Genomic DNA, 20,959 nt, shown 5'->3' on the forward strand with positions numbered 1-20,959 from the left:
GGGTGGATGAGGTCGAGCCGGAACCGGCCGAGGAACAGTTCCCTGGCGAAGCTCGGCTTGCGCCAATCCTGTTCACGTGCCGCCTCGGCCACCTGGCGCGCCTCGCGCTCGGAGACGGGCCTGCCGGTCGCGCTGTCGGGTGCCGCGGTCATTGCGGGAGCCACCTCGCCGTCGGTCGGGGTGCGGTGCCGGTGTTCCACCGGTCGGTCCTGTCTGTCCGTGGTACCCGATGCGTCCGTCCTGTACCAGTCCCCGCGCAGACGGGCCCCCCGGTCGGCCCGCGGTTCAGCCCGGTCGGCCCGCGCGGGCGGGGTCGGGTGACGGAAAGGCCCGGCCCGGGACGCGAGTGGTGTCGCGTCCCGGACCGGGCCTTCGTGATTTCGGCGTGGGACTAGAGGTCCAGGCCGGTGAGGACCAGCACCCGCTCGTAGGTGTAGTCCTCCATCGCGTAGCGCACGCCCTCGCGGCCGACGCCGGACTGCTTGGCGCCGCCGTAGGGCATCTGGTCGGCGCGGTAGGACGGCACGTCGCCGACGATCACGCCGCCGACCTCGAGCGTGCGGTGGGCGCGGAAGGCCGCCTGCACGTCGTGGGTGAAGACGCCGGCCTGGAGGCCGTACTGGGAGTCGTTCGCCGCGGCGAACGCCTCCTCCTCGCCGTCGACCCGGGTGAAGGAGAGCACCGGCCCGAAGACCTCCTCGCAGCCGAGCCGGGTGTCGGCGGGCACGTTCTCCAGCGCGGTGGGCGCGTAGGTGGCGCCGTCCCGCTTGCCGCCGGTGAGCAGCTTCGCGCCGGCGGCGACGGCCTCGTCGACCCAGGACTCGACGCGCTTGGCGGCGTCCTCGCTGACCAGCGGGCCGACGTCGGTGGCCGGGTCGCCCGGGTCACCGGTGGCGAGCGCCTCGATGGCGGCGACGACCTTGGGCACCAGGCGGTCGTAGACGCTGGCGTCGGCGATCACCCGCTGCACGGAGATGCAGGACTGGCCGCCCTGGTAGTTGGAGAAGGTGGCGATGCGCTGGGCGGCGAAGTCGAGGTCGGCCTCGGAGGAGAAGTCCGGCAGCACGATCGCGGCGCCGTTGCCGCCGAGTTCCAGCGTGACGCGCTTGCGCGGCACGGAGTCCAGGATGGACCAGCCGACGGGCGCGGAGCCGGTGAAGGAGATGATCGGCAGCCGCTCGTCCTGGACGAGCGCCGGCATCCGGTCGTTGGGGACCGGGAGCACGGACCAGGAGCCGGCGGGCAGGTCGGTCTCGGCGAGCAGCTCGCCGAGGATCAGCCCGGACAGCGGGGTGGCGGGCGCCGGCTTGAGGATGATCGGCGCGCCGACGGCGATGGCCGGGGCGACCTTGTGGGCGCACAGGTTCAGCGGGAAGTTGAACGGGGCGATGCCGAGGACCGTGCCGAGCGGGAAGCGGCGGGTGAGGGCGAGCCGCCCGGTGCCCCCGGCGTCGGAGTCCAGCCGCTGGGCGTCGCCGCCGTTGAAGCGGCGGGCCTCGTCGGCGGCCCAGCGGAAGACCGAGGTGCAGCGGGCGACCTCGCCCCTGGCCCACTTGATCGGCTTGCCGTTCTCGGCCGAGATGAGCTGCGCGATCTCCTCGGCGCGCTCGCCGAGCCGGGTGACGACGTGGTCGAGCGCGGCGGCCCGGACGTGCGCGGGGGTGGCCGCGAACTCCTCGGCGACGGCCGCCGCGGCGGCGACGGCCTCCTCCACCTGCTCGTCGGTGGGCACGCTGACGTGGCCGACGGTGCGGCCGTCCCACGGGGAGGTGACCTCAAAGGTGGTGTTGCCGGTCGCCTCGCGGCCGGCGAGCCAGAACGCGTGCGGGGAAGTCGCTTCAGTCACTGCGGATCCCGGCCTTCCGAATGTCGTGGGTTTGGTACCTACCACCCACCGTAGGGGCACGGCCGCGCGGAGGGTCTTGTCCGGCGCGTAGCAGTCCCGGGGTGTGTCGCTCCGCTTTGGCAGACGTGGGCGGTAGACGTGGGCGCGCGTGCCGCCCCGAGGGGCGGGTCGGCGGCGGTCCATAGCCCGCGCGGGTCATTGACCAATACATGACACCGCGCAACGATGTCGCCGCGCGACGTGTGATCCCGACGCCGCGCGCGCAAGACCCCCCACCTTCTCGCTCTGGAGATCCCAGGAGATGCGCATGCGCATGACCAAACGCGGCCGTCGCACGACGGCGTCCGCCGCCCTGCTCGCCCTCGCGCTGGCCGTACCGCTCGGCGCCCAGGCCCTCGCCGCCCCGGCGGACTCCGCCCCGGCACCCACCGCCGACCAGCGGCAGGCCCCCGACCAGTACGAGGTCTCGGGCGTCCGCACGGCAACAGAACGCACCCGGCTGTCCGCCCAGGGTGCCGCCATCAACGAGGTGACCGACCACTCGGTGGTCGTCACCGCCGACAAGTCGCTGGCCGCCAAGCTGCGCAAGGCCGGCTACGACCTGACCGCCCTCCCGGCACCGGGCAGGAGCGCCGACGTCAGCGCCTCCGCCCCGTCGGACTACCACAGCTACGCCTCGATGATGCGGGCCGTGGACTCCTACGTCGCCCAGTACCCGAACCTGCTGCGCAAGCAGGTCATCGGCAAGTCGTACCAGGGCCGGGACATCATCGCCGTCAAGCTCAGCTCCAACGTGGCGGTCGACGAGAACAAGCCCGAGGTGCTGCTCACCCACAACATGCACGCCCGCGAGCACCTGACCGTCGAGATGGCCCTGTACACCCTGCGGGAGCTCGCCTCGCAGTACGGCCGCGAGCAGCGGGTCACCCGCATGCTCGACCAGCGGGAGATCTGGGTCATCCCGTCCATCAACCCGGACGGCAAGGTCTACGACCAGGACAGCGGCAGCTTCCGGATGTGGCGCAAGAACCGCCAGCCCAACTCCGGCAGCACGGCGGTCGGCACCGACATCAACCGCAACTGGGCCTACCGCTGGGGCTGCTGCGGCGGCTCCTCTGGCTCGCCGGGCAGCGAGACCTACCGCGGCCCCTCGGCGCACTCGGCGCCCGAGACCCGCGTGGTGGCGGACTTCGTGCGCAGCCGGATCGTCGGCGGCAAGCAGCAGATCAGCGCGCACATCGACTTCCACACCTACGGCGAACTCGTCCTGTGGCCGTACGGCTTCACCTACAACGACACCGCGCCCGGCCTCACCCAGGACGACCGGAACGCGCACGCGGCCGTCGGCCAGGCGATGGCCAGGAGCAACGGCTACCGCGCGCAGCAGTCCAGCGACCTCTACATCACCGACGGCTCGATCGGCGACTGGATGTGGGGCGACCAGAAGATCTTCTCGTACACCTTCGAGATGTACCCGCGCAGCAGCAGCGGTGGCGGCTTCTACCCGCCCGGCAGCGTGATCAACCGGGAGACCGCACGCAACAAGGAGGCCGTGCTGCTCCTGCTGGAGAACGCGGACTGCATGTACCGCTCCATAGGCAAGGAGGCGCAGTACTGCCGGTCCTGACGGATGGCGGTCCTGCCGTGAGCAGGTGAGCGCGGGCGTCCGCGAGGCTGGGTCCCCTCAACCTCGCGGGCGCCCGTCCGCCTCGGGCGGTGAGCGGTCCGGCTCGGCGCTGTGGGTGGCCTTCAGCGCCAGCCACAGCTCCATCCGGGCGTCCGGGTCGTCCAGCGAGCGGCCCAGGATCTCCTCGACGCGGCGCATCCGGTACCGCAGCGTGTGCCGGTGCACGCCCAGGTCGGCGGCGGCCGCGTCCCACTGGCCGTGCCGGGACAGCCACGCCCGCAGGGAGGCGACGAGGTCGCCGCGCCCGCTGGCGTCGTGCTCGTGCAGCGGGCGCAGCAGCCCGCCGGCGAACGCCCGCACCGCGTCGTCGGCGAGCAGCGGCAGCACCGAGCCGGCGGCCATCTCCTCGTGCTCCACCAGCGAGGCGCCCCGCCGCCGGGCGATCGACAGGGCCTGCTCGGCCTGCTTGTAGGCGGTGGTCGCGGCGGCGATGCCGGTGGGCGCCGAGACGCCCACGGCCAGCCCTTCCGCGCCTCTCGCGTGCGCGGCGCAGGCGGCCGCCCCTCCCCCGCCGTCGGCGACGAGCAGCACCAACCGGCTGCCGTCGGGCACGGCGAGCACCGACTCACCACCGCGCGAGGCGGCGGACTCCACCGCGTCGGCCAGCGCCTCCAGCGGGCCCGGTGCCTCCGGGTCCGGCGGTTCGGCCCCGGACTGCGGCGCGGTCTCGGCGACGACCACCCGCAGTGGGGTGTCCAGCAGCGTGCCGTACAGGTTGCCGGCGACGGCCCGCGCGTGGCCGTCCTCCCCGGACAGCAGCATGCGCAGGACCGCCGCGCTGAGCCGCTGCTCGGCGTCGTGCAGCGCCCGGGAGCGTTCGGTGGTCAACGTCAGCAGCGCGACCGCGGAGTTGACCGCGTAGCGTTCGGCCGTCCCCAGCGGCGAGCCGGTGCCCACGGCCAGCACCGCGCGGGCCCGGCGACCGCCGCCGACCGTCTGCAACTCGACCCGGTCGTCGGCCTCCGAACCGCTCACCACGGCGCTCGCCGGGGCCTGTCTGCCGTGCAGCCGCACCACGTCGTCCACCAGCCGGCCCGCCCGCCGCGCCGCCCAGGCCGGCGCCGCCGAGACCAGTGAGCCGGAGGCGTCGTAGAGAGCGGCCCAGCCGTCGACGTGCGCGGCCAGCCGGGCCAGCAGCACCTCCGGCCCCTCCGCGGACTGGGCGGCCCGGGTGAGCTCCCGCTGCGCCTCGAAGCCCGCGGTCACCGACCGGTACTGCTCCGCCGCGATCGCCGCCGAGACGGCCTTGGCGATGGCGATGAACGGGGTGCGCCTCGGCACCTCCAGCAGCGGGAAGTCCGCCTCCCGCGCGGCCTCGACGAGGGCGTCCGGCACCTGCTCGTAGTTCACGCCGGCGGCGAAGCCCAGCCCCACGACACCGGCCGCCGACAGCCGGCGGAGGTAGCCGCGCATGGTCTCCGGGTCGGCCGCGTCGATCTTCAGGGCCGTCATCAGCAGCAGTTCGCCGCCGTCCAGCCAGGGCGTCGGGTCCGGGAGTTCGCTCACCTGGGCCCAGCGCACGGGCACGTCCAGGCGGTCCTCACCGGCGAGGACCGCCAGCCGGAGCGAGGAGTGCTGGACGAGGGAGGCGAGGGTGGGGGACATCTTCCCTCCGCGGGTCCTTTCCGTGTCCGCCGGTGCCGGGACACACCGGGACGCACGCCGGTCACCGACGGGGCCGCACGCGCACGTGTCCTGTCAACGTCTCGGTGACGCCGTCACCCCTCCGGGCGGTTTTTGGCCGATCAGTAGTGGGTACCCACCATCACCGTGCCACAGCGTACAGGGGCCCGCGAGGTCACGCCTCCGAGCCGTCCCCGCGCCCGGCGCCGAGCCGGGCCAGCACCGGTGGCCCCGCCTCCCCCCGCACCGAGGTCAGCGACAGCACGGCGTGCCCGGGCGGCACCTTGTGCGCCAGCTCCGACGCCGACCAGCGCTCACGCTGCACGGACCGCACCGTCACCGACCGGGTGGTCGCCCGCACCCCGGTGAACAGCGTCCGGACCCCGCGCAGCGCGCGCTTCACCACGCCACCGGAGAAGTCCGGATTGTGGGTGACCTCCTCCGTCTTCACCCAGTCCCGGCCCCACGCCTGCGCGAACACCTCCCCGTCCCAGGTGCTCACGCCCGCCATCGCCACCCGGCAGCCCACCGAGCCCACCAACGCCGTCCGCAGCCGTTCCGGCAGGTCGTCCAGGGTGCGCAGGGTCAGCAGGGCCCCCGCGTTCGCGGCCCGCAGCTGCCGCAGCCCCCGCACGGCCTCCGGCGTCACCGCGTGCGTCGCGTCGTCCAGCACGAGCGCGGCGAACAGCGAACGGTCGTGGCGGCCGGTCACCCCGGCGGTGAACTGGGCGAGCAGCAGCCTGGTCAGGATCCGGGCCGCCTCCTGGTTGCCGCGCTCGGGCAGGTCGATCCGCACCCGCAGCGGATGCTGGAGCGCGCTCAGCGAGAACGGCGGCGGCCCGCCCGGACGGCCCCGCCCCTCCAGGAAGCCGTCGAACGCCGGCCGGGTCAGCAGGGCGACCCGGTCCGCCAGCAGCCGTCCGACGTCACCGGCCTCGGCCGCCTGCCGCTCACGCGCGACCAGGTCCCGCCGCGCGCCGTACTCGCCGGCCGCCTCCAACGCCTCGCGCAGCGCGGCGAACGCGACCGGCGAACCGTCCAGCAGCTCCCGGAGCTCCCGCACGCCGGGAAAGCGGTCGTGCGCGGCGCGGTACGGCCCGAGCAGCTGGCCGAGCGCCGTGGCCGCCGCCCGGACGGTCGCCGGCTCCTCCGCCCCGACCAGCGCCTCGGCGAGCAGCGCCGCCGCCTCGTCCGGGTCCTCCACCCCGGCGTAGAGGTCCAGGTCGTGGCGGGAACGCGGATCGCCGAACCGGATGACCACGTCAAAGCCGTCGTCGGGCCCGAGCGCGGCCCGAGCGGCACCCACCGCGACCACGGCGGCCTGACCGCTGAGCGCCTGCAGGCACAGCGCCTCGACGACCGGCCGCACCAACCGGGCCGTCTTGCCCGACCCGGGCGGGCCGACGGCCAGCAGCGAGGTGCCGAGCAGGCGGGGGTCGAGCGCCAGCGCACGCCCCCGGTAGCGGAAGGCGTTCCGGGAGTCGTCCACCGCCGCCCCGATCCGCACCTGGCCGGTGAGCAGGTCGTGGGTGGCGGTCCGCACCGCGAGGTCGCGGGTGCCGGAGGGATGCTCGTACGCGGCGGCGCCACGGGCCCGCACCTCGGCGGCGAACTCCGCGAGCGCCGCGGGCCGCGAGCGCACCTGCCGCCACACCCGTTCGATGCGGACGTAGTCCACGTCCCCCAGGCGGCCCTCGCGGACCTCCCGAGTGAGCAGGTCCGCCTCCGCCGGGAGGCCGGCGGCACGCAGCTCCGGCCAGCGTTCCAGCTCCTCGGGCGCGGCCCGCTCCGGCATCGGCGCCCACTCCTTCGCGGGCGGCTCACCGCCGCGTCCGCGCAGCCGCCGCCACGCGTCGCGCCAGCCGCCTGCCCAGGCGGCGAGCGCCAGCAGCAGCAGCGCGGACAGCAGGTAGTAGACGTTGAAGAAGACCAGCCCCGCGACCGGCTCCATGGTGTGCCACTCGTCCGGCGTGAGCGCCCAGCCCGGCTCCAGCCAGAACGTCCAGGCACCACTCGCGCACATCAGCCCGACGAACACCGCCCCCAGCAGCGCGAGCAGCGCCCGGCGGTACGGCCGCAACGCGGCCGACGGCGCCCCGAGCAGCGCCCCGGCACGCCGCCACGGCTCGGGCGCGAACCGCCGCCACACCTGCCGCCAACGGCCGAACCGCCCGCACAGCCACAGCAGCAGCCCGGCGAACAGCACGTAGTAGAGCCGGGAGGCGGTGTCGAACGCCTCGATGTCACCGCCGGGCTTCCGCCACTCCTGCGGCGTCAGCCACAGCAGCGGCCACAGCCACACCCTGATGTAGCCGTTCCAGCACAGCGACCACACCAGCAGCCCCACCAGCAGCGCGAGCACCGCGCCGCCGAGCAGCTGCCGGTCGCCGACCCGCTCCGGCTCCTCGGCCGGCCCGGCCCGGTGCCCCCGCCGCCACAGCCCCGGGTCCACCTCCGGACGCGGCGCCCGCAGCCACCGCACCAGCGGCGCGGCGCCCACCTCCGGGGCGTGGCCGGGCATCGGCGGAACCGGCGGGGTACGCGGCCCGGGGGGCCTCGCCACGGCCTCGCGTTCGGCTCCGCCACGTCCCGCTTCCGCGCTCATCTGCTGCCCTGCCCCCTGACCACCGACCGGACGCGGTGTCTCGTGCGTGCGTGTGCTTCGTGTGCTCCGTATGCGTCGCGGCCACCAATCTAGAGGAGCACGGCCCCAGTTGAAGGGCCTCCGCCCGCACACCACACGCCCGGCGCGCGGTCTCCGCCCGACCGCCGCACGGCCGCCGCCCGCCGGCGGCCCCCGGGGCCCTCCCCGGCACGAGCGCCCGCTTCTGTCCGCCGCGGCCAACACGACACGGACACTTCTCCTCAGCGGTGCATGTCTCACGGCACCCGCTGCCCCTAGCCTGCGAGAAGCGAGCAGCACACCCCCGTTTTGCCCAAGGAGAGCGCGATGACCGCTTCGACCCCCATGTCAGACCTGTCCGGAGGCCCCTCCCTCCCCCAGGAGAGGCGGGTCGTCACCGCGATTCCCGGCCCGAAGTCGCAGGAGCTGGCCGCCCGCAAGCAGCGCGCGGTCGCCGACGGCGTCGGCAACGTGCTCCCGGTCTACGTCAAGCGCGCCGGCGGCGGCATCATCGAGGACGTCGACGGCAACTCCCTCATCGACTTCGGCTCCGGCATCGCCGTGACCTCCGTGGGCAACAGCGCCGAGGCCGTCGTGCGCCGCGCGACCGAGCAGCTCGCCGACTTCACCCACACCTGCTTCATGGTGACCCCGTACGAGAGCTACGTGGAGGTCGCCGAGCAGCTCGCCGAGCTGACGCCGGGCGACCACGACAAGAAGACCGCGCTCTTCAACTCCGGCGCCGAGGCGGTGGAGAACGCCGTCAAGATCGCCCGCGCGTACACCGGCCGCCAGGCCGTTGTCGTCTTCGACCACGGCTACCACGGCCGCACCAACCTGACCATGGCGCTCACCTCCAAGAGCATGCCGTACAAGCACGGCTTCGGCCCGTTCGCGCCCGAGGTCTACCGGGTGCCGCTGGCCTACCCCTTCCGCTGGCTGACCGGCCCGGAGAACTGCGCCGAGGAGGCCGCGGCGCAGGCCATCGACCAGATCACCAAGCAGGTCGGCGCCACCAACGTCGCCGCGATCATCATCGAGCCGCTGCTCGGCGAGGGCGGCTTCATCGAGCCGGCCAAGGGCTTCCTCCCGCGCATCGCGGAGTTCGCCAAGGAGAACGGCATCGTCTTCGTCGCGGACGAGATCCAGTCCGGCTTCTGCCGCACCGGCCAGTGGTTCGCCTGCGAGGACGAGGGCATCGTCCCCGACCTGATCACCACCGCCAAGGGCATCGCCGGCGGCCTGCCGCTGGCCGCCGTGACCGGCCGCGCCGAGATCATGGACGCCGCGCACGCCGGCGGCCTCGGCGGCACCTACGGCGGCAACCCCGTCGCCTGCGCCGGTGCGCTCGGCGCCATCGAGACGATGCGCGAGCTGGACCTCAACGGCAAGGCCCGCCGCATCGAGGAGGTCATGAAGCCGCGCCTGCGCAAGATGGCCGAGCAGTACCCGGTCATCGGCGACATCCGCGGCCGCGGCGCGATGATCGCGATCGAGCTGGTCCGCCCGGGCACCAAGGAGCCGGCGGCGGACGTCACCGCCGCGCTGGCCAAGGCCTGCCACCAGGCCGGCCTGCTGATCCTCACCACCGGCACCTACGGCAACGTGATCCGCTTCCTGCCCCCGCTGGTCATCGGCGAGGACCTCCTGAACGAGGGCCTCGACCTCCTCGAGAACGCCCTCGCCGAGCTGGCGTGAGCGTGGCGACATGACGTCGCCGTAGCACGACACCCGGCCGGGCCCCGGCGGTGGACCAACCCACCGCCGGGGCCCGGCCGTTTCCACTTCCGGGACGCCGCGACAACCAGCCGCAGAGGGCCAGAGGTCAGCTCCTCGTGTCCCCGACGGGGGGGGTTCAGCCGCGGTCGAGGCCCGCCCGCAGGGCGCGGTCGGCGACCCGGTAGCCGTCCCGGGTCATGGCGCGCCAGACCTCCACGGCGAGTACCGGCTCCTCGGCGGTGATGCGGTCCAGGCTCGCGGCGGACAGGCGCAGCAGTTCCAGGTCCCGCGCGGCGCGGATACAGGTCTCCTGGACGCCGCCGGTACCGAGCGCGAGTTCACCGAAGGAGGTGCCCGCGGTCATCGTGACCAGGGTGCGCGGCCGCCCGTCGGCGCCGTCCACCGTCGCCACGGCCTCGCCGCTGACGATGATGTGCACCCCCGCGAACGGGACCCCGGCGGGCAGCACCACCTCGCCCGCCGCAAAACCGACTCTCTCCAGCGCCGCGTCCACCCGCTCGCGGGCGGCCGGGGACAGGTCCCGCAGCAGCGGATGCTCGCGTACCAGGGCGTGGTCGACGTCCTCGGACGGGCCTCCCGCATGACGGCGCAGCAGTTCGTCCTCACACCACCGCACCGCCGCGTCGAGGTCGGGGAAGACGTGCGAGGCCGACTCCCGCCCGGCGTCGGGGTCCGGGAGCACCCCGTGCGGATCGACGAGCACGCCCTCGGAGCCGGCCTCGCGCAGGGTGTCGCGCAGGGCCAGGAGGGTCACCCGTGCGACGTCGGTGACGTCGTCGATGCGGCGGGCGTCCAGCACGGCGAGCTCGGGCTCGTCCGTCACGACGGAGCGCACGATGCTCTCCGCCCCGGCGAACAGCAGGTCCCCGTGGAGCTCGTAGATCCGGCACCTGTGGCCGACCCGGTCCAGGACCTCCTGGTCGGCTTCGGCGCGACGACGACGCGACGTCGACCGCGAGAGCGGGTAGGCCGCGCGGACCGCGGTGCGAGCGGTCCGGCCGACGTGCATCAGATGCATCTCCATGTCGCGGGACATCCGTTCGCACACCGCCACCCCGCGCGCGCTGTTGCCGTGCGCGTCGAGCCGCGGCGAGAACACCGCGAGCCCGGCCTGGCCGGGCAGGATGGCGATGATGCCACCGCTCACGCCGCTCTTGGCGGGCATGCCCACGGTGGACAGCCAGTCCCCGGCGGCGTCGTACATGCCGCAGGTCGCCATGACGCTCAGCACCTGCTCCACGTCCGTCGCCGGCAGCACGCGTCGGCCCGAGCGGGGCTGCACCCCGCCGTTCGCCAGGGTCGCGGCCATCAGTGCCAGGTCCCGGGTGTCGACCGCGACGGAGCACTGCCGGATGTACTGGTCGAGTGTCGGCTCGGGATCGCCCCGCAGGATGCCGAACTCGCGCAGCAGATGTGCGATCGCCCGGTTGCGGTGGGCGGTCGCCAGTTCCGAGGCGTAGACCGCCTCGTCGAAGCCGAGTTCGCGGCCCGCGAAGTCGCTGTACCACGCGCGGACCCGCCGGAAGCGTTCCTCGGCGTCCGCCCCCGCTACCAGGGACGCCGTGGTGATCGCCCCGGCGTTGATCATCGGGTTCCGCGGCCGGCCGGTTCCGGAAGCCAGGCTGATCTCGTTGAACGCCTCGCCGGAGGGCTCCACGTCCACCTTCTCCGCCACCGCCTTCCTGCCCTGGTCGGCGAGGGCGAGCGCGTAGGTGAAGGGCTTGGAGATCGACTGGATGCTGTACCGCGCTCCGATGTCGCCGACCTCGTAGACGTGTCCGTCCACGGTGGCGAGCGCCAGCGCGAACTGGTCCGGGTCGGCGGCGGCCAGCTCCGGAATGTACCCGGCCACCTCGCCGTCCGTCCCCGCGCACTGCTCGACGATGGCCTCGAGGTACTGCTGCACTGGGCTACGCATGACATCAATGTGCCACCTGACGCCCCGAACCCGGCGCTGCGGCCGCCCGCGCGCCGTACGGGTCGCATGGTCCGCCGGACCGTTCCCGCGGCCACGGGGAACCTCCGCCGGCGGCACGGCGGCCAACCGTCCGTCGAGGGAGTCGCCCGGGAGGGGCCGACGGGATGTCGTGCGTCCGTCGTGGCCGCTTCCGGCCGGTAGCGGTGATGGCGCGTTGTCGCTCACAGCCCGCGGAGCCGGCCGCGCAGGGTGGTCGGGCGGGCGGCCACGCGCCGGCTGACGCCGCGAGACGGCTGCCTCCGTCGCCTCTGGGGAGAGCGGCCCGACCACCGGCGCTCCGGCCGGAGAGGCCCGGTGGCCAGGGCCTGGTGGAGGGCGGTCCGCCGGTCGACGGTGAACCGCGGCGGGACACGGCCGCGACTCGGCCCGCGTGGCTTACGCGTTCGGCTCGGGGCGCTTGTTGTCGATCTCGGCGATGAGGTCTTCGATCAGGGTCCTGATCTGGTCGCGGATGGGGCGGACGGAGTCCACGCCCTTGCCGGCCGGGTCCTCCAGGGCCCAGTCGAGGTAGCGCTTGCCGGGGAAGAACGGGCAGGCGTCGCCGCAGCCCATCGTGATGACGTAGTCGGAGGCCTGGACGGCCTCGGTGGTGAGCACCTTGGGCTGCTGGTCGGCGATGTCGACGCCGACCTCGGCCATCGCCGCCACGGCGGCCGGGTTCACCTGGTCGGCCGGGACGGACCCGGCGGAGCGGACCTCGATCCGGTCTCCCGCGAGGTGGTTCAGGAACCCGGCGGCCATCTGCGAGCGACCGGCGTTGTGGACGCAGACGAACAGCACGGAGGCGAGCGGGGCGGAGGACATGTGTGTTTCCTTGTCTGGGTTGTTCAACGACGGTGTGGGGAAGGGAGGTTCAGCGGTCCGTGAGGGTGGCGAGCAGTTCGGTGACGCGTGCGTCGATGTCGTCGCGGATGCGTCGCACGGTGGCGGGCGGGGCGCCCTCGGGGTCGGCCACCGGCCAGTCGAGGTAGCGGCGGCCGGGCACCACGGGGCAGGCGTCGCCGCAGCCCATGGTGATCACTATGTCGGCGGCCCGGACCACCTCGTCGGTGAGCGGCTTCGGGAACACCTCTGCGAGGTCCACGCCGAGTTCCGCGAGCACCCGGGCCACGCCCGGATCGGCCTCGGACGCGGGCTCGGTACCGGCCGAGGTGGCGGTGACGCGGCCGGCCGCGCGGTGGGTCAGCAGCGCGGCGGCGAGTTGGGAGCGGCCGGCGTTGCGGCTGCAGACGAACAGGACGCGCCGCGGGCCTTCGCCGGGGTCGGACGTGACGTGCGCCAGGGCCGCCAGCCGCTCCTCGGTCAGCCGTTCGGCGAGCACCACGAGGTGGGTGCGGACCCGTGCGGGTTCGGCCAGGCGGCGGTAGGAGTCGGCGAGCAGGTCGCGGACGGTCTCGGGCGAGAACCGGCCGGCGTGTCGCACGGCCAACCGGGCCGCGCCGGCGGCCAGGCGCTCGTCGGGCAGTTCGGTGGCGGACGGGATGGTCATGGAGACCCCTTCGACGGGCCCTTCGGAACCCCGGCTGGTATCAGTGCCGGGTGATGTGACAGTATCAGTCCATGCTGACGTCAGTCGACACTGACCTGATCCGGGTGCTCGCCGACCCGCTCAGGCTCCAGATCGTGACCCTGCTCGCGCGGGAGACGCTGTGCACCACCCACCTCGTGGAGGAGACCGGTGCCCGGCAGACCAACCTCTCCAACCACCTGAGAGTCCTGCGCGAGGCCGGGGTCGTGGAGACCGAGCCGTGCGGACGCTTCACCTACTACAAGCTCCGTCCGGACGTCATCGCCTCGCTCGCCGGCCGGTTCGCCGAACTGGCCGAGACCGCCCGCCATGCGGCCGACAACAAGAGAGCCTGCCCGTGACCCGCACCGAAGCGCCGGCGCCCGCGCCCGAGGCGCCCTCCGTCGTCGCCAAACTGTCGACGCTCGACCGCTTCCTCGCCGTCTGGATCCTCGCCGCCATGGCGGTCGGCCTCGGCCTCGGCCGGCTGGTCCCCGGGATGAACGACGCGCTCGCCGCCGTCGAGATCGGCGGCATCTCGCTGCCCATCGCGCTCGGCCTGTTGATCATGATGTACCCGGTCCTGGCCAAGGTCCGCTACGACCGGCTCGACACGGTCACCGGCGACCGCAAACTGCTGATCGCCTCGCTGGTGATCAACTGGGTGCTGGGCCCGGCCGTGATGTTCGCGCTCGCCTGGATCTTCCTCGCCGACCTGCCGGAGTACCGCACCGGCCTGATCATCGTCGGCCTCGCCCGCTGCATCGCGATGGTCATCATCTGGAACGACCTGGCCTGCGGCGACCGGGAGGCCGCGGCGGTGCTGGTGGCGCTCAACTCCGTCTTCCAGGTAGTGGCGTTCGGCGTGCTCGGCTGGTTCTACCTGGACCTGCTGCCCGGCTGGCTCGGCCTCGGCGACGGCGACCACCTGGACATCTCCATGTGGAAGATCGCGCTCAACGTGGTGATCTTCCTCGGCGTGCCGCTGCTCGCCGGCTTCCTCACCCGCCGGTTCGGCGAGCGCAGGCTGGGTCGTGAGCGCTACGAGTCCGAGTTCCTGCCGAGGATCGGCCCCTGGGCGCTGTACGGGCTGCTGTTCACGATCGTGATCCTCTTCGCGCTCCAGGGGAAGACGATCACCTCCCAGCCGCTGGACGTCGCCCGGATCGCGGTCCCGCTGCTGGTCTACTTCGCCCTGATGTGGTTCGGCAGCTTCGCCCTCGGCAAGGCCATCGGGCTGGCCTACGACCGCACGACCACGCTGGCGTTCACGGCGGCGGGCAACAACTTCGAGCTGGCCATCGCCGTTGCCATCGCGACCTTCGGCGTGACCAGCGGCCAGGCCCTGTCGGGGGTCGTCGGCCCGCTGATCGAGGTGCCCGTGCTCGTGGCGCTGGTCTACGTCTCGCTCGCCTGGCGCCGCAAGTTCACCTCGGTACAGACGGGTTCATGACCTCGAACACCGACGTGGTGGTGGTCGGCGGCGGCCAGTCCGGGCTCGCCGCCGGCTACCACCTGCGCCGACTCGGCGTGGACCACGTCGTCCTGGACGCGCGGACCACGCCGGGCGGCGCCTGGCAGGACGGCTGGGAGTCGCTGCGCCTCTTCTCCCCCGCCGACCACTCCTCCCTCCCCGGCCGGCTGATGCCCGCGCAGCCCGGCGAGACCTACCCGACCGCCACGCACGTGGTGGAGTACCTCGCCGACTACGAGAAGCGCTATGAGCTGCCCGTGCTGCGCGGCACGGGCGTGCACGCCGTGCACCGCGACGGCGACCGGCTGCGGGTGCTCGCCGACACCGGGGAGTGGCGGGCCCGCGCCGTCGTCAGCGCCACCGGCACCTGGTCACGGCCGTTCCTGCCGGCCGTCCCCGGGCGGGCGGACTTCACCGGCCGCCAGCTGCACACCGTCGACTACCGCGACCCCGCCGAGTTCGAAGGGCGGAGCGTGCTCGTCGTGGGAGGCGGCAACTCCGGTGCGCAGATCGCCGCCGACCTCGCCCTGTCCGGCGTCGCCACCACGTGGGCGACCCGCCGGCCGCCGCAGTTCCTGCCCGACGAGGTCGACGGCCGGGCACTGTTCGACGTCGCCACCGCGCGCCGCCGGGCACTCGACGCGGGCCGCGCGGACACCGGCGGCGTCGCCTCCCTCGGCGACATCGTCGCCGTACCCCCGGTGCGCGCCGCCCGGGATGCCGGACTGCTCGCCTGGCGCCCGACGTTCACCCGGCTCACGACCACCGGCGCGGAGTGGCCTGGCGGCGACCGCACCCGGGTCGACGCCGTCGTGTGGTGCACCGGCTTCCGGCCCGCACTGTCCCACCTGGCACCTCTCGGCCTGCGGGGGCCCCAAGGCCACATCGCGACCGACGGCACCCGTGCCCTCGGCGAACCGCGCCTGCATCTGCTCGGCTACGGAGACTGGACGGGGGCGGCCTCCGCCACCCTGATCGGCGTCGGCCGACCGGCGCGGGACGCGGCACGACAGATCGCCGACATGCCGCGCTGAGACGAGCGGCGGCCTCGCCGCCCCAAGGCTGCACTCCCGAGGCCGCACCCCCGAGGTCGCCGCCCCAAGGCGTCTCAGCGGGAGCCGAGCAGCCGGCCCATTCCGGTCAGGACCGAGGGCGCCACCCGGTAGTAGACCCAGGTGCCGCGTCGCTCCGAGGTGAGCAGTCCGGCCTCGCGGAGCTTCTTCAGGTGGTGGGAGACGGTCGGCTGGGAGACGCCGACGTCGGAGATGTCGCAGACGCAGGCCTCCCCGCGCTCGTGGGAGGCGACCAGGGAGAACAGCCGCAACCGCACCGGGTCTCCCAGCGCCTTGAACATCCGGGCGGCCGTCTCGGCCTCCTCGGCGCTGTACGGGCGCTCGGTCAGCGGCGGACAGCACGGGGCCGCCCCGGCCCCCGTGACCGCCAGCGGCAGCGACTCGACGTTCGACATACAGCCATATTGACACGCGTCGAACCGGGGCGGGACAAGCCGCCGCCCGCACCGCACCGCGGCAGGACGCGAGCAGCTCACTGATTCGACATCCCTCTATGTTGACGTTCATCAAATCAGGTGCCAGGCTGACCTCACACGCTATCGACAGATGTCGAATCAGAGGGAGTCGTTGTGAACGCCACCGCCACCGAGCACCTGCCCGTCGTGGTCGTCGGGGCCGGCCCCGTCGGACTGGCCGCCGCCGCCCACCTTCTCGACCGCGGGCTGGAGCCGCTGGTCCTGGAGACCGGCTCGGCCGCCGGGGCCGCCGTACGCGAGTGGGGTCATGTGCGGCTGTTCTCCCCTTGGGGAGAGGTCGTCGACCCGGCGGCGGAGAAGCTGCTCGCCCCCACCGGGTGGGTCCGGCCGGACGCCGCGAGCTACCCGACCGGCCGCGACTGGGCCGAGCACTACCTCCAGCCGCTCGCCGACGCGCTCGGCGAGCACGTCCGCTACGGGGCCACCGTCACCGGCGTCGCCCGCGCCGGCCGGGACAGGGTGCTCGACGCCGAGCGCGAGACCCAGCCGTTTGTCGTCCACGTCGACCACGCGGACGGGCGGCAGGAGCGGCTGTACGCCCGCGCGGTCGTCGACGCCTCGGGCACCTGGCGCACGCCGAGCCCCGCCGGCGCGGACGGCCTGCCCGCACTCGGCGAGCACACGGCCGCCGACCACGTCACCTACCGCGTACCCGACTTCGACGACCCGGCCGTCCGCGCCCGCCACGCGGGCCGACGGACCGCCGTCCTGGGCTCCGGCGCCTCCGCCTTCACCGCGCTGGCCTCCCTCGCCGATCTCGCGCGGACCGGGGAGGGAACCGACACCAAGACCGTGTGGGTGCTGCGGCGCGGAATCTCCGCGAACACGTTCGGCGGGGGCGAGGCGGACCAGCTTCCCGCCCGCGGCGCGCTCGGGCTCGCGGCGAAGGCGGCCGTCGAGGCCGGGCACGCCGAGGCCGTCACCGGCTTCCGCACCACGGAGATCACACGCACGGCGGACGGCCGTCCTGTCCTGGTCGGCGAAGACGGACGTCAACTCGACCCGGTGGACGAGGTCGTCGTCCTCACCGGCCTCCGCCCCGACCTGTCCTTCCTCTCCGAGTTGCGGCTCGCGCTCGACGAGCGGCTCCAGGCCCCGGTGGCCCTCGCTCCCCTGATCGACCCCAACCAGCACTCCTGCGGCACGGTCTACCCGCACGGCCACCGCGAACTGTCCCACCCCGAGCAGGGCGTGTACCTCGTCGGCATGAAGTCCTACGGCCGCGCTCCCACGTTCCTCGCCCTCACCGGCTACGAGCAGGTCCGCTCCGTCGCCGCCGCCCTCGCCGGCGACCTCGCCTCCGCCGACAACGTCGAACTGACCCTGCCGGAAACCGGCGTGTGCGGCGGCGCCGGCCTGCCGCTGACCTCCGTCGCCACCTCCGGGAACGCCGAGCCCGTCACCGCCGGCCAGGGCGGAGGCTGCTGCGGCTCGTGACCACCGTCCACCCGCCGCAGGAGGCCGCGACCGGTCCGGGGGAACGGTCGCGGCCCCGCGCCGCCCTGCCCGCCCTCTGCCTCACCCAGATCACCGGCTGGGGCGTCCTCTACTACGCGTTCCCCGTCCTGAACCCGCAGATCACCGCCGCGACCGGCTGGTCCACCGGTGCGACCACCGCCGCCTTCTCGATGGCGCTGATCCTCTCGGCTCTCACCGGCGTGCCCCTGGGCCGCGCGCTGGACCAGCGTGGACCACGGCTGGTCATGACCGTCGGGTCGGTCCTCGGCACGGCGGGTCTCCTGGTCCTCGCGACCGCCCCGAACCTGCCGGTGTTCTTCCTCGGCTGGGCGCTGACCGGGCCGGCGATGGCCGCCATCCTCTACCAGCCCGCGTTCGCCGCGCTGACCCGCTGGTGGTCCCCCCACCACGTCCGCGCGCTGACGATCGTCACCCTCGCGGGCGGGCTCGCCTCCACCGTCTTCGCACCGCTGACCGCGTTCCTGGCCGAGCACCTGTCGTGGCGCGACACGTACCTGGTGCTGGCCGGCGCACTCGCGGTGGTGACCATCCCCGCGCACGCCCTGGCCCTCCGCGGGCCCTGGCCGGCCGCCCCGCCCGCGCCCCGGGGCCAGTCCGGCGAGGGGGCTGGGCCGGTCGCGCGCAGCCGGCAGTTCCTGCTCCTCGCGCTGGCCTTCACACTCTCCACGTTCGCTCTGTTCGCGGTGGTCGTCGCCCTGGTGCCGCTGCTGCTCGAGCGTGGTTTCAGCAGCACCGAGGCCGCCTGGGCGCTCGGTCTGGGCGGCGCAGGACAGACCCTGGGCCGCGTCCTCTACTCCGGCGTCGCCCGCCACACCACCGTGACCGCGCGGACGACGATCCTGCTGGGCCTGGGAGGCGTCACCACCGCCGCGCTCGCGGTGGTGCCCGGCCCCTACGCGCTCCTGGTCGCCGTGTCGATGGTGGCCGGGATGGTGCGCGGCAACCTCACCCTCCTGAAGGCCACCGCGGTCACCGACCGCTGGGGCGCGACGCACTACGGCCGGCTCTCCGGCCTGCTCGCGGCCCCGGCCACCGTGGCCATCGCCCTCGGCCCCTTCGCCGGCGCCCTCCTGACGGCTCCACTCGGCGGCTACCCCGGCCTCTTCGTCTTCCTCGCCCTCCTCAGCGCACTCGCCGCCCTCTGCGGCCTGGGCACCCGCGTCCAGCCGCCCGCTCGGCGCTGAAAGGTCGAACGGGAGCAGCCGCCGAACAGGGAGGGCGCCGCGCCGGGCGTCGACGCACGTGGTGGATTCCGCCGTCGCGGGGCCGTCGGCCGAGCGGGGGCGCATGATGGAGGCATGCGCACGGTGACGAGGTGCCGGGTGTTCGTCCGGCGGGTGGCGCTGGCGGCCGGCGTCACCGCCGGGCTGGTGGCGGGTGGCCTGGCGCCGGGTGTCGTGAGTGCGGACAGTGGCTCCGCCGCGCAGGTGAGGGCGGCCGTGGCGGGGCCGGAGGTCGAGGAGTGGCCGCCGTTGCCGGGGGACGTCGACGCGTGGGTGGAGACGATGGAGGCGCACGGGATCGAGTGGGACGAGGAGGAGGAGCGGAGGCCGTCGCATCCGGTGGTCGGGCCGGTGCTGAGCTGGACCGGTCAGACCGCCTTCGAGCCCGGCGATCCGCTGTACGGCGCCAACGCGGTCGCCGACGCCGACCGGGAGCTTCTTCTGACGGGGTGCGCCGTGTTGGGCGCTGCCGAGAGCGGGGAACTTCCGGAACGCACCGACTCGTTCTTCGGCGACTGTGTGACGGCGGCCGAGGTGGAAGGTGTCGATGCGGAGCGGGCCGAGGAGTGGATCGCCAGGGAGCTGGCGGTCATGGCGAGGAGCGGGGAGACGCGGTGCGAGGACCTCGACATGGGGCCCGCGACGCTCCGCCTTGTTGTCGCGGTTGTCGCCGTGCCCACCGCCACGGTCGAGGTGCTGCCCGTGGAGGTCGGCGAGGCGACCCGCGAGGAGGGTGAGGCGTCCGCTCTGTGCTGAGCGGGCTGGGCGGGCCGAGCGGCCTGGGGTCGGCTGCGCCGGGGGCGTGAAGGTCCTGTGCGGGGGCGATGAGTGTTCGGCCGGTGGGGTGCCGGGTGTTGTCGGCACTGTCGTACGGTGCTGGCGGATGCAACCGTCGGTGCGCACGGGGTCCGCCCGCTCCGGGGCGGGGCGTGCGCTTCCGCCCAGCACCGGACAGCCGGACGGCCGTCCGCCCCAGACCCCCCGGGGCGTGCGGTGACCGGCCTCCCGGGCGACACCACCGGGGGCCGCCCGGCGCGTGCGCGCGCCGGGCGGTTTCCGCTGTTCGCGGCGGGCGCGTTGGTACTGCTGGTGGTGGTGTGTTGGCAGGTGGCGGTCGACGGGCCGTTGGCGGTGTGGGACGAGTCGGTGTCGCGGCGGTGGCGGCAGTCGTCGCCGGAGGACCACGGCGGGGGTCGGGCGCAGGTGGCGGCCGATCTCGGGGCGCTGACGGTGGCGCTTCCGGTGCTGGCCGCCTCGATGGTCGTGTTCTGGTGGTGGACGCGTCGGTGGCGGCCGGTGGTGTGCGCCGCGGGGGCGATGGCGGCCGTGCCGGTGCTGGTGGTGCCGTTGAAGGTGTTGTTCGACCGGCCGGGTCCGGTGACGGGTTCGGGCTACTTCCCTTCCGGGCACACGGCGACGGCCGTGGTGGCCTACGGGTGTGCGGCGCTGCTGTTGTCGTCGGTGGCCCGGTCGGCCGTGCTGCGGTGGATGCCGGTGCCGGTGGCCGTGCTGCTTGTGGTGGCCACCGGCGCCGGTCTGGTGCGCCGGGCGTATCACTGGCCGCTGGACGTGCTGGCCAGCTGCGCGTTGGGCGGGCTGCTGCTGCTCGCGGTGGCTTCGCTCAGCGGTGGCCGTCGGATCGGTGGGCGTCGGCCAGGCGGGCGGCGGCCTCGTGCATCGCCAGCTCCAGGGTCACCGGGTCGGTGAGGGTGCCGTCGCCGTCGGGGGGCACGAGCCAGCGCACGCCGCCGGTTCGGCGGCCCGGATAGGGGACGACGATCCAGGTGCCGCGGCCGGCGGCCCGTACTCCGGTACCGAGCCAGCGGGCGGCGGTGCCCGAGGGGACGAGGAAGCCGGTGCGTGAGTCGCCGAAGTCGGCGAGTACGGGGCCTGGCCGGTCGACGAGGCCGGTCAGGACCTCCAGAGTGAGCCCGCCGAGCGTGCCGGCGAGGATCAGCACGTCCCAGTGCAGTCCTGCCGGGAGCAGGGTCACGGCGAGCGGGTTGCGCTCCCACTGCTGTCGGCACTCCTCCGGGTCGGGCGCCGCCGCGGCCAGCCATTCCACCGCTCGTCTGGTCGCCGTCTCGCCGTTCATGTGTCCCAACCTCTCCCACTGCGTCGCCCGGCCTTCGGGCGGTGGCCAGCAGGGAGAGCGGGTGGGGCGGCCGGCATTACGCGGGTGTGGGCGAGTTCACCGGGCGGGTGTTACCCGGGGTTCATGTTCGAATTC

General features: G+C 74.0%; 17 protein-coding genes. 9 read left to right on the forward strand and 8 right to left on the reverse strand.

The window, feature by feature from the left end:
* Positions 1-391: 391 nt before the first annotated feature.
* The gene (locus GL263_RS05225; protein ID WP_182854378.1) at positions 392-1,846 is read right to left on the reverse strand and encodes an aldehyde dehydrogenase family protein; all 1,455 of its coding nucleotides are present in this window, start codon (positions 1,844-1,846) and stop codon (positions 392-394) included.
* Positions 1,847-2,147: 301 nt separating this feature from the next.
* Here GL263_RS05225 and GL263_RS05230 point away from each other — a divergent pair, with 301 nt between their 5' ends.
* The gene (locus GL263_RS05230) at positions 2,148-3,473 is read left to right on the forward strand and encodes a M14 family metallopeptidase (protein WP_228456122.1); all 1,326 of its coding nucleotides are present in this window, start codon (positions 2,148-2,150) and stop codon (positions 3,471-3,473) included.
* Between the two features lie 57 nt (positions 3,474-3,530).
* Here GL263_RS05230 and GL263_RS05235 read toward each other — a convergent pair whose 3' ends face one another.
* Both GL263_RS05235 and GL263_RS05240 read right to left on the reverse strand, forming a co-directional pair.
* The gene (locus tag GL263_RS05235) at positions 3,531-5,138 is read right to left on the reverse strand and encodes a PucR family transcriptional regulator (RefSeq protein ID WP_182854380.1); all 1,608 of its coding nucleotides are present in this window, start codon (positions 5,136-5,138) and stop codon (positions 3,531-3,533) included.
* Between the two features lie 193 nt (positions 5,139-5,331).
* The gene (locus tag GL263_RS05240) at positions 5,332-7,677 is read right to left on the reverse strand and encodes an ATP-binding protein (protein ID WP_182854381.1); all 2,346 of its coding nucleotides are present in this window, start codon (positions 7,675-7,677) and stop codon (positions 5,332-5,334) included.
* A gap of 447 nt (positions 7,678-8,124) precedes the next feature.
* Here GL263_RS05240 and gabT point away from each other — a divergent pair, with 447 nt between their 5' ends.
* Complete coding sequence (gene gabT / locus GL263_RS05245) at positions 8,125-9,477, forward strand: 4-aminobutyrate--2-oxoglutarate transaminase (RefSeq protein ID WP_182854393.1); 1,353 nt, start codon at positions 8,125-8,127, stop codon at positions 9,475-9,477.
* Between the two features lie 157 nt (positions 9,478-9,634).
* On the opposite strand, the gene glsA is transcribed toward gabT, so the two are convergent.
* The 3 genes from glsA to GL263_RS05260 all read right to left on the reverse strand — a co-directional run bounded on the left by glsA (position 9,635) and on the right by GL263_RS05260 (position 12,986).
* Positions 9,635-11,437 carry a glutaminase A gene (gene glsA, locus GL263_RS05250; RefSeq protein ID WP_182854382.1) on the reverse strand — a complete coding sequence of 601 codons (1,803 nt, stop codon included), beginning with the start codon at positions 11,435-11,437 and terminating at the stop codon, positions 9,635-9,637.
* A 435-nt stretch (positions 11,438-11,872) separates the two neighbouring features.
* Positions 11,873-12,301 (reverse strand): arsenate reductase ArsC, encoded by a 429-nt coding sequence (locus GL263_RS05255; RefSeq protein ID WP_182854383.1) that lies wholly within the window; start codon positions 12,299-12,301, stop codon positions 11,873-11,875.
* A 49-nt stretch (positions 12,302-12,350) separates the two neighbouring features.
* The gene (locus GL263_RS05260; protein ID WP_182854384.1) at positions 12,351-12,986 is read right to left on the reverse strand and encodes an arsenate-mycothiol transferase ArsC; all 636 of its coding nucleotides are present in this window, start codon (positions 12,984-12,986) and stop codon (positions 12,351-12,353) included.
* Positions 12,987-13,057: 71 nt separating this feature from the next.
* Between GL263_RS05260 and GL263_RS05265 the strand changes: the two genes are divergently transcribed.
* The 3 genes from GL263_RS05265 to GL263_RS05275 are packed head-to-tail and all read left to right on the forward strand — an operon-like array spanning position 13,058 to position 15,512.
* Complete coding sequence (locus tag GL263_RS05265) at positions 13,058-13,366, forward strand: ArsR/SmtB family transcription factor (RefSeq protein ID WP_182854385.1); 309 nt, start codon at positions 13,058-13,060, stop codon at positions 13,364-13,366.
* Entirely contained in the window at positions 13,363-14,457 is a 1,095-nt protein-coding gene (arsB, locus tag GL263_RS05270; protein ID WP_182854386.1) for an ACR3 family arsenite efflux transporter, read from the forward strand. Before GL263_RS05265 ends, arsB begins: the two co-directional genes overlap by 4 nt.
* The gene (locus GL263_RS05275; protein WP_182854387.1) at positions 14,454-15,512 is read left to right on the forward strand and encodes an ArsO family NAD(P)H-dependent flavin-containing monooxygenase; all 1,059 of its coding nucleotides are present in this window, start codon (positions 14,454-14,456) and stop codon (positions 15,510-15,512) included. The genes arsB and GL263_RS05275 overlap by 4 nt, the downstream gene beginning before the upstream one ends.
* 74 nt (positions 15,513-15,586) lie before the next feature.
* Here GL263_RS05275 and GL263_RS05280 read toward each other — a convergent pair whose 3' ends face one another.
* Positions 15,587-15,946: an ArsR/SmtB family transcription factor gene (locus GL263_RS05280; protein ID WP_182854388.1), complete on the reverse strand. Its 360-nt coding sequence runs from the start codon at positions 15,944-15,946 to the stop codon at positions 15,587-15,589.
* Positions 15,947-16,120: 174 nt separating this feature from the next.
* On the opposite strand from GL263_RS05280, the gene GL263_RS05285 reads away from it, so the two are divergent.
* From GL263_RS05285 to GL263_RS05300, 4 genes are all read left to right on the forward strand, one after another.
* Positions 16,121-17,464, forward strand: coding sequence for an NAD(P)-binding domain-containing protein (locus tag GL263_RS05285; RefSeq protein ID WP_182854389.1), 1,344 nt, complete (start codon positions 16,121-16,123; stop codon positions 17,462-17,464).
* Positions 17,461-18,690, forward strand: coding sequence for an MFS transporter (locus GL263_RS05290; protein ID WP_182854390.1), 1,230 nt, complete (start codon positions 17,461-17,463; stop codon positions 18,688-18,690). The genes GL263_RS05285 and GL263_RS05290 overlap by 4 nt, the downstream gene beginning before the upstream one ends.
* Positions 18,691-18,804: 114 nt before the next feature.
* Entirely contained in the window at positions 18,805-19,485 is a 681-nt protein-coding gene (locus tag GL263_RS05295; protein ID WP_182854391.1) for a hypothetical protein, read from the forward strand.
* 237 nt (positions 19,486-19,722) lie between these two features.
* Positions 19,723-20,436 (forward strand): phosphatase PAP2 family protein, encoded by a 714-nt coding sequence (locus tag GL263_RS05300; protein ID WP_323379252.1) that lies wholly within the window; start codon positions 19,723-19,725, stop codon positions 20,434-20,436.
* Here the strand turns inward: GL263_RS05300 and GL263_RS05305 are convergent.
* Entirely contained in the window at positions 20,351-20,824 is a 474-nt protein-coding gene (locus GL263_RS05305; protein ID WP_182854392.1) for a bifunctional DNA primase/polymerase, read from the reverse strand. The genes GL263_RS05300 and GL263_RS05305 overlap by 86 nt on opposite strands.
* Between the last annotated feature and the right edge of the window lie 135 nt (positions 20,825-20,959).

The organism is Streptomyces durbertensis (assembly GCF_014156695.1).
Classification (GTDB): Bacteria; Actinomycetota; Actinomycetes; order Streptomycetales; family Streptomycetaceae; genus Streptomyces; species Streptomyces durbertensis.

Bases quoted from the DNA above. Each gene is read 5' to 3' on its own strand.
- GL263_RS05230 (WP_228456122.1), top strand. From the start codon at position 2,148: ATGCGCATGCGCATGACCAAACGCGGCCGTCGCACGACGGCGTCCGCC.
- GL263_RS05235 (WP_182854380.1), bottom strand. From the start codon at position 5,138: ATGTCCCCCACCCTCGCCTCCCTCGTCCAGCACTCCTCGCTCCGGCTG.
- GL263_RS05240 (WP_182854381.1), bottom strand. From the start codon at position 7,677: ATGCCCGGCCACGCCCCGGAGGTGGGCGCCGCGCCGCTGGTGCGGTGG.
- gabT (WP_182854393.1), top strand. From the start codon at position 8,125: ATGTCAGACCTGTCCGGAGGCCCCTCCCTCCCCCAGGAGAGGCGGGTC.
- glsA (WP_182854382.1), bottom strand. From the start codon at position 11,437: ATGCGTAGCCCAGTGCAGCAGTACCTCGAGGCCATCGTCGAGCAGTGC.
- GL263_RS05255 (WP_182854383.1), bottom strand. From the start codon at position 12,301: ATGTCCTCCGCCCCGCTCGCCTCCGTGCTGTTCGTCTGCGTCCACAAC.
- GL263_RS05260 (WP_182854384.1), bottom strand. From the start codon at position 12,986: ATGACCATCCCGTCCGCCACCGAACTGCCCGACGAGCGCCTGGCCGCC.
- GL263_RS05265 (WP_182854385.1), top strand. From the start codon at position 13,058: ATGCTGACGTCAGTCGACACTGACCTGATCCGGGTGCTCGCCGACCCG.
- GL263_RS05275 (WP_182854387.1), top strand. From the start codon at position 14,454: ATGACCTCGAACACCGACGTGGTGGTGGTCGGCGGCGGCCAGTCCGGG.
- GL263_RS05280 (WP_182854388.1), bottom strand. From the start codon at position 15,946: ATGTCGAACGTCGAGTCGCTGCCGCTGGCGGTCACGGGGGCCGGGGCG.
- GL263_RS05295 (WP_182854391.1), top strand. From the start codon at position 18,805: ATGCGCACGGTGACGAGGTGCCGGGTGTTCGTCCGGCGGGTGGCGCTG.
- GL263_RS05305 (WP_182854392.1), bottom strand. From the start codon at position 20,824: ATGAACGGCGAGACGGCGACCAGACGAGCGGTGGAATGGCTGGCCGCG.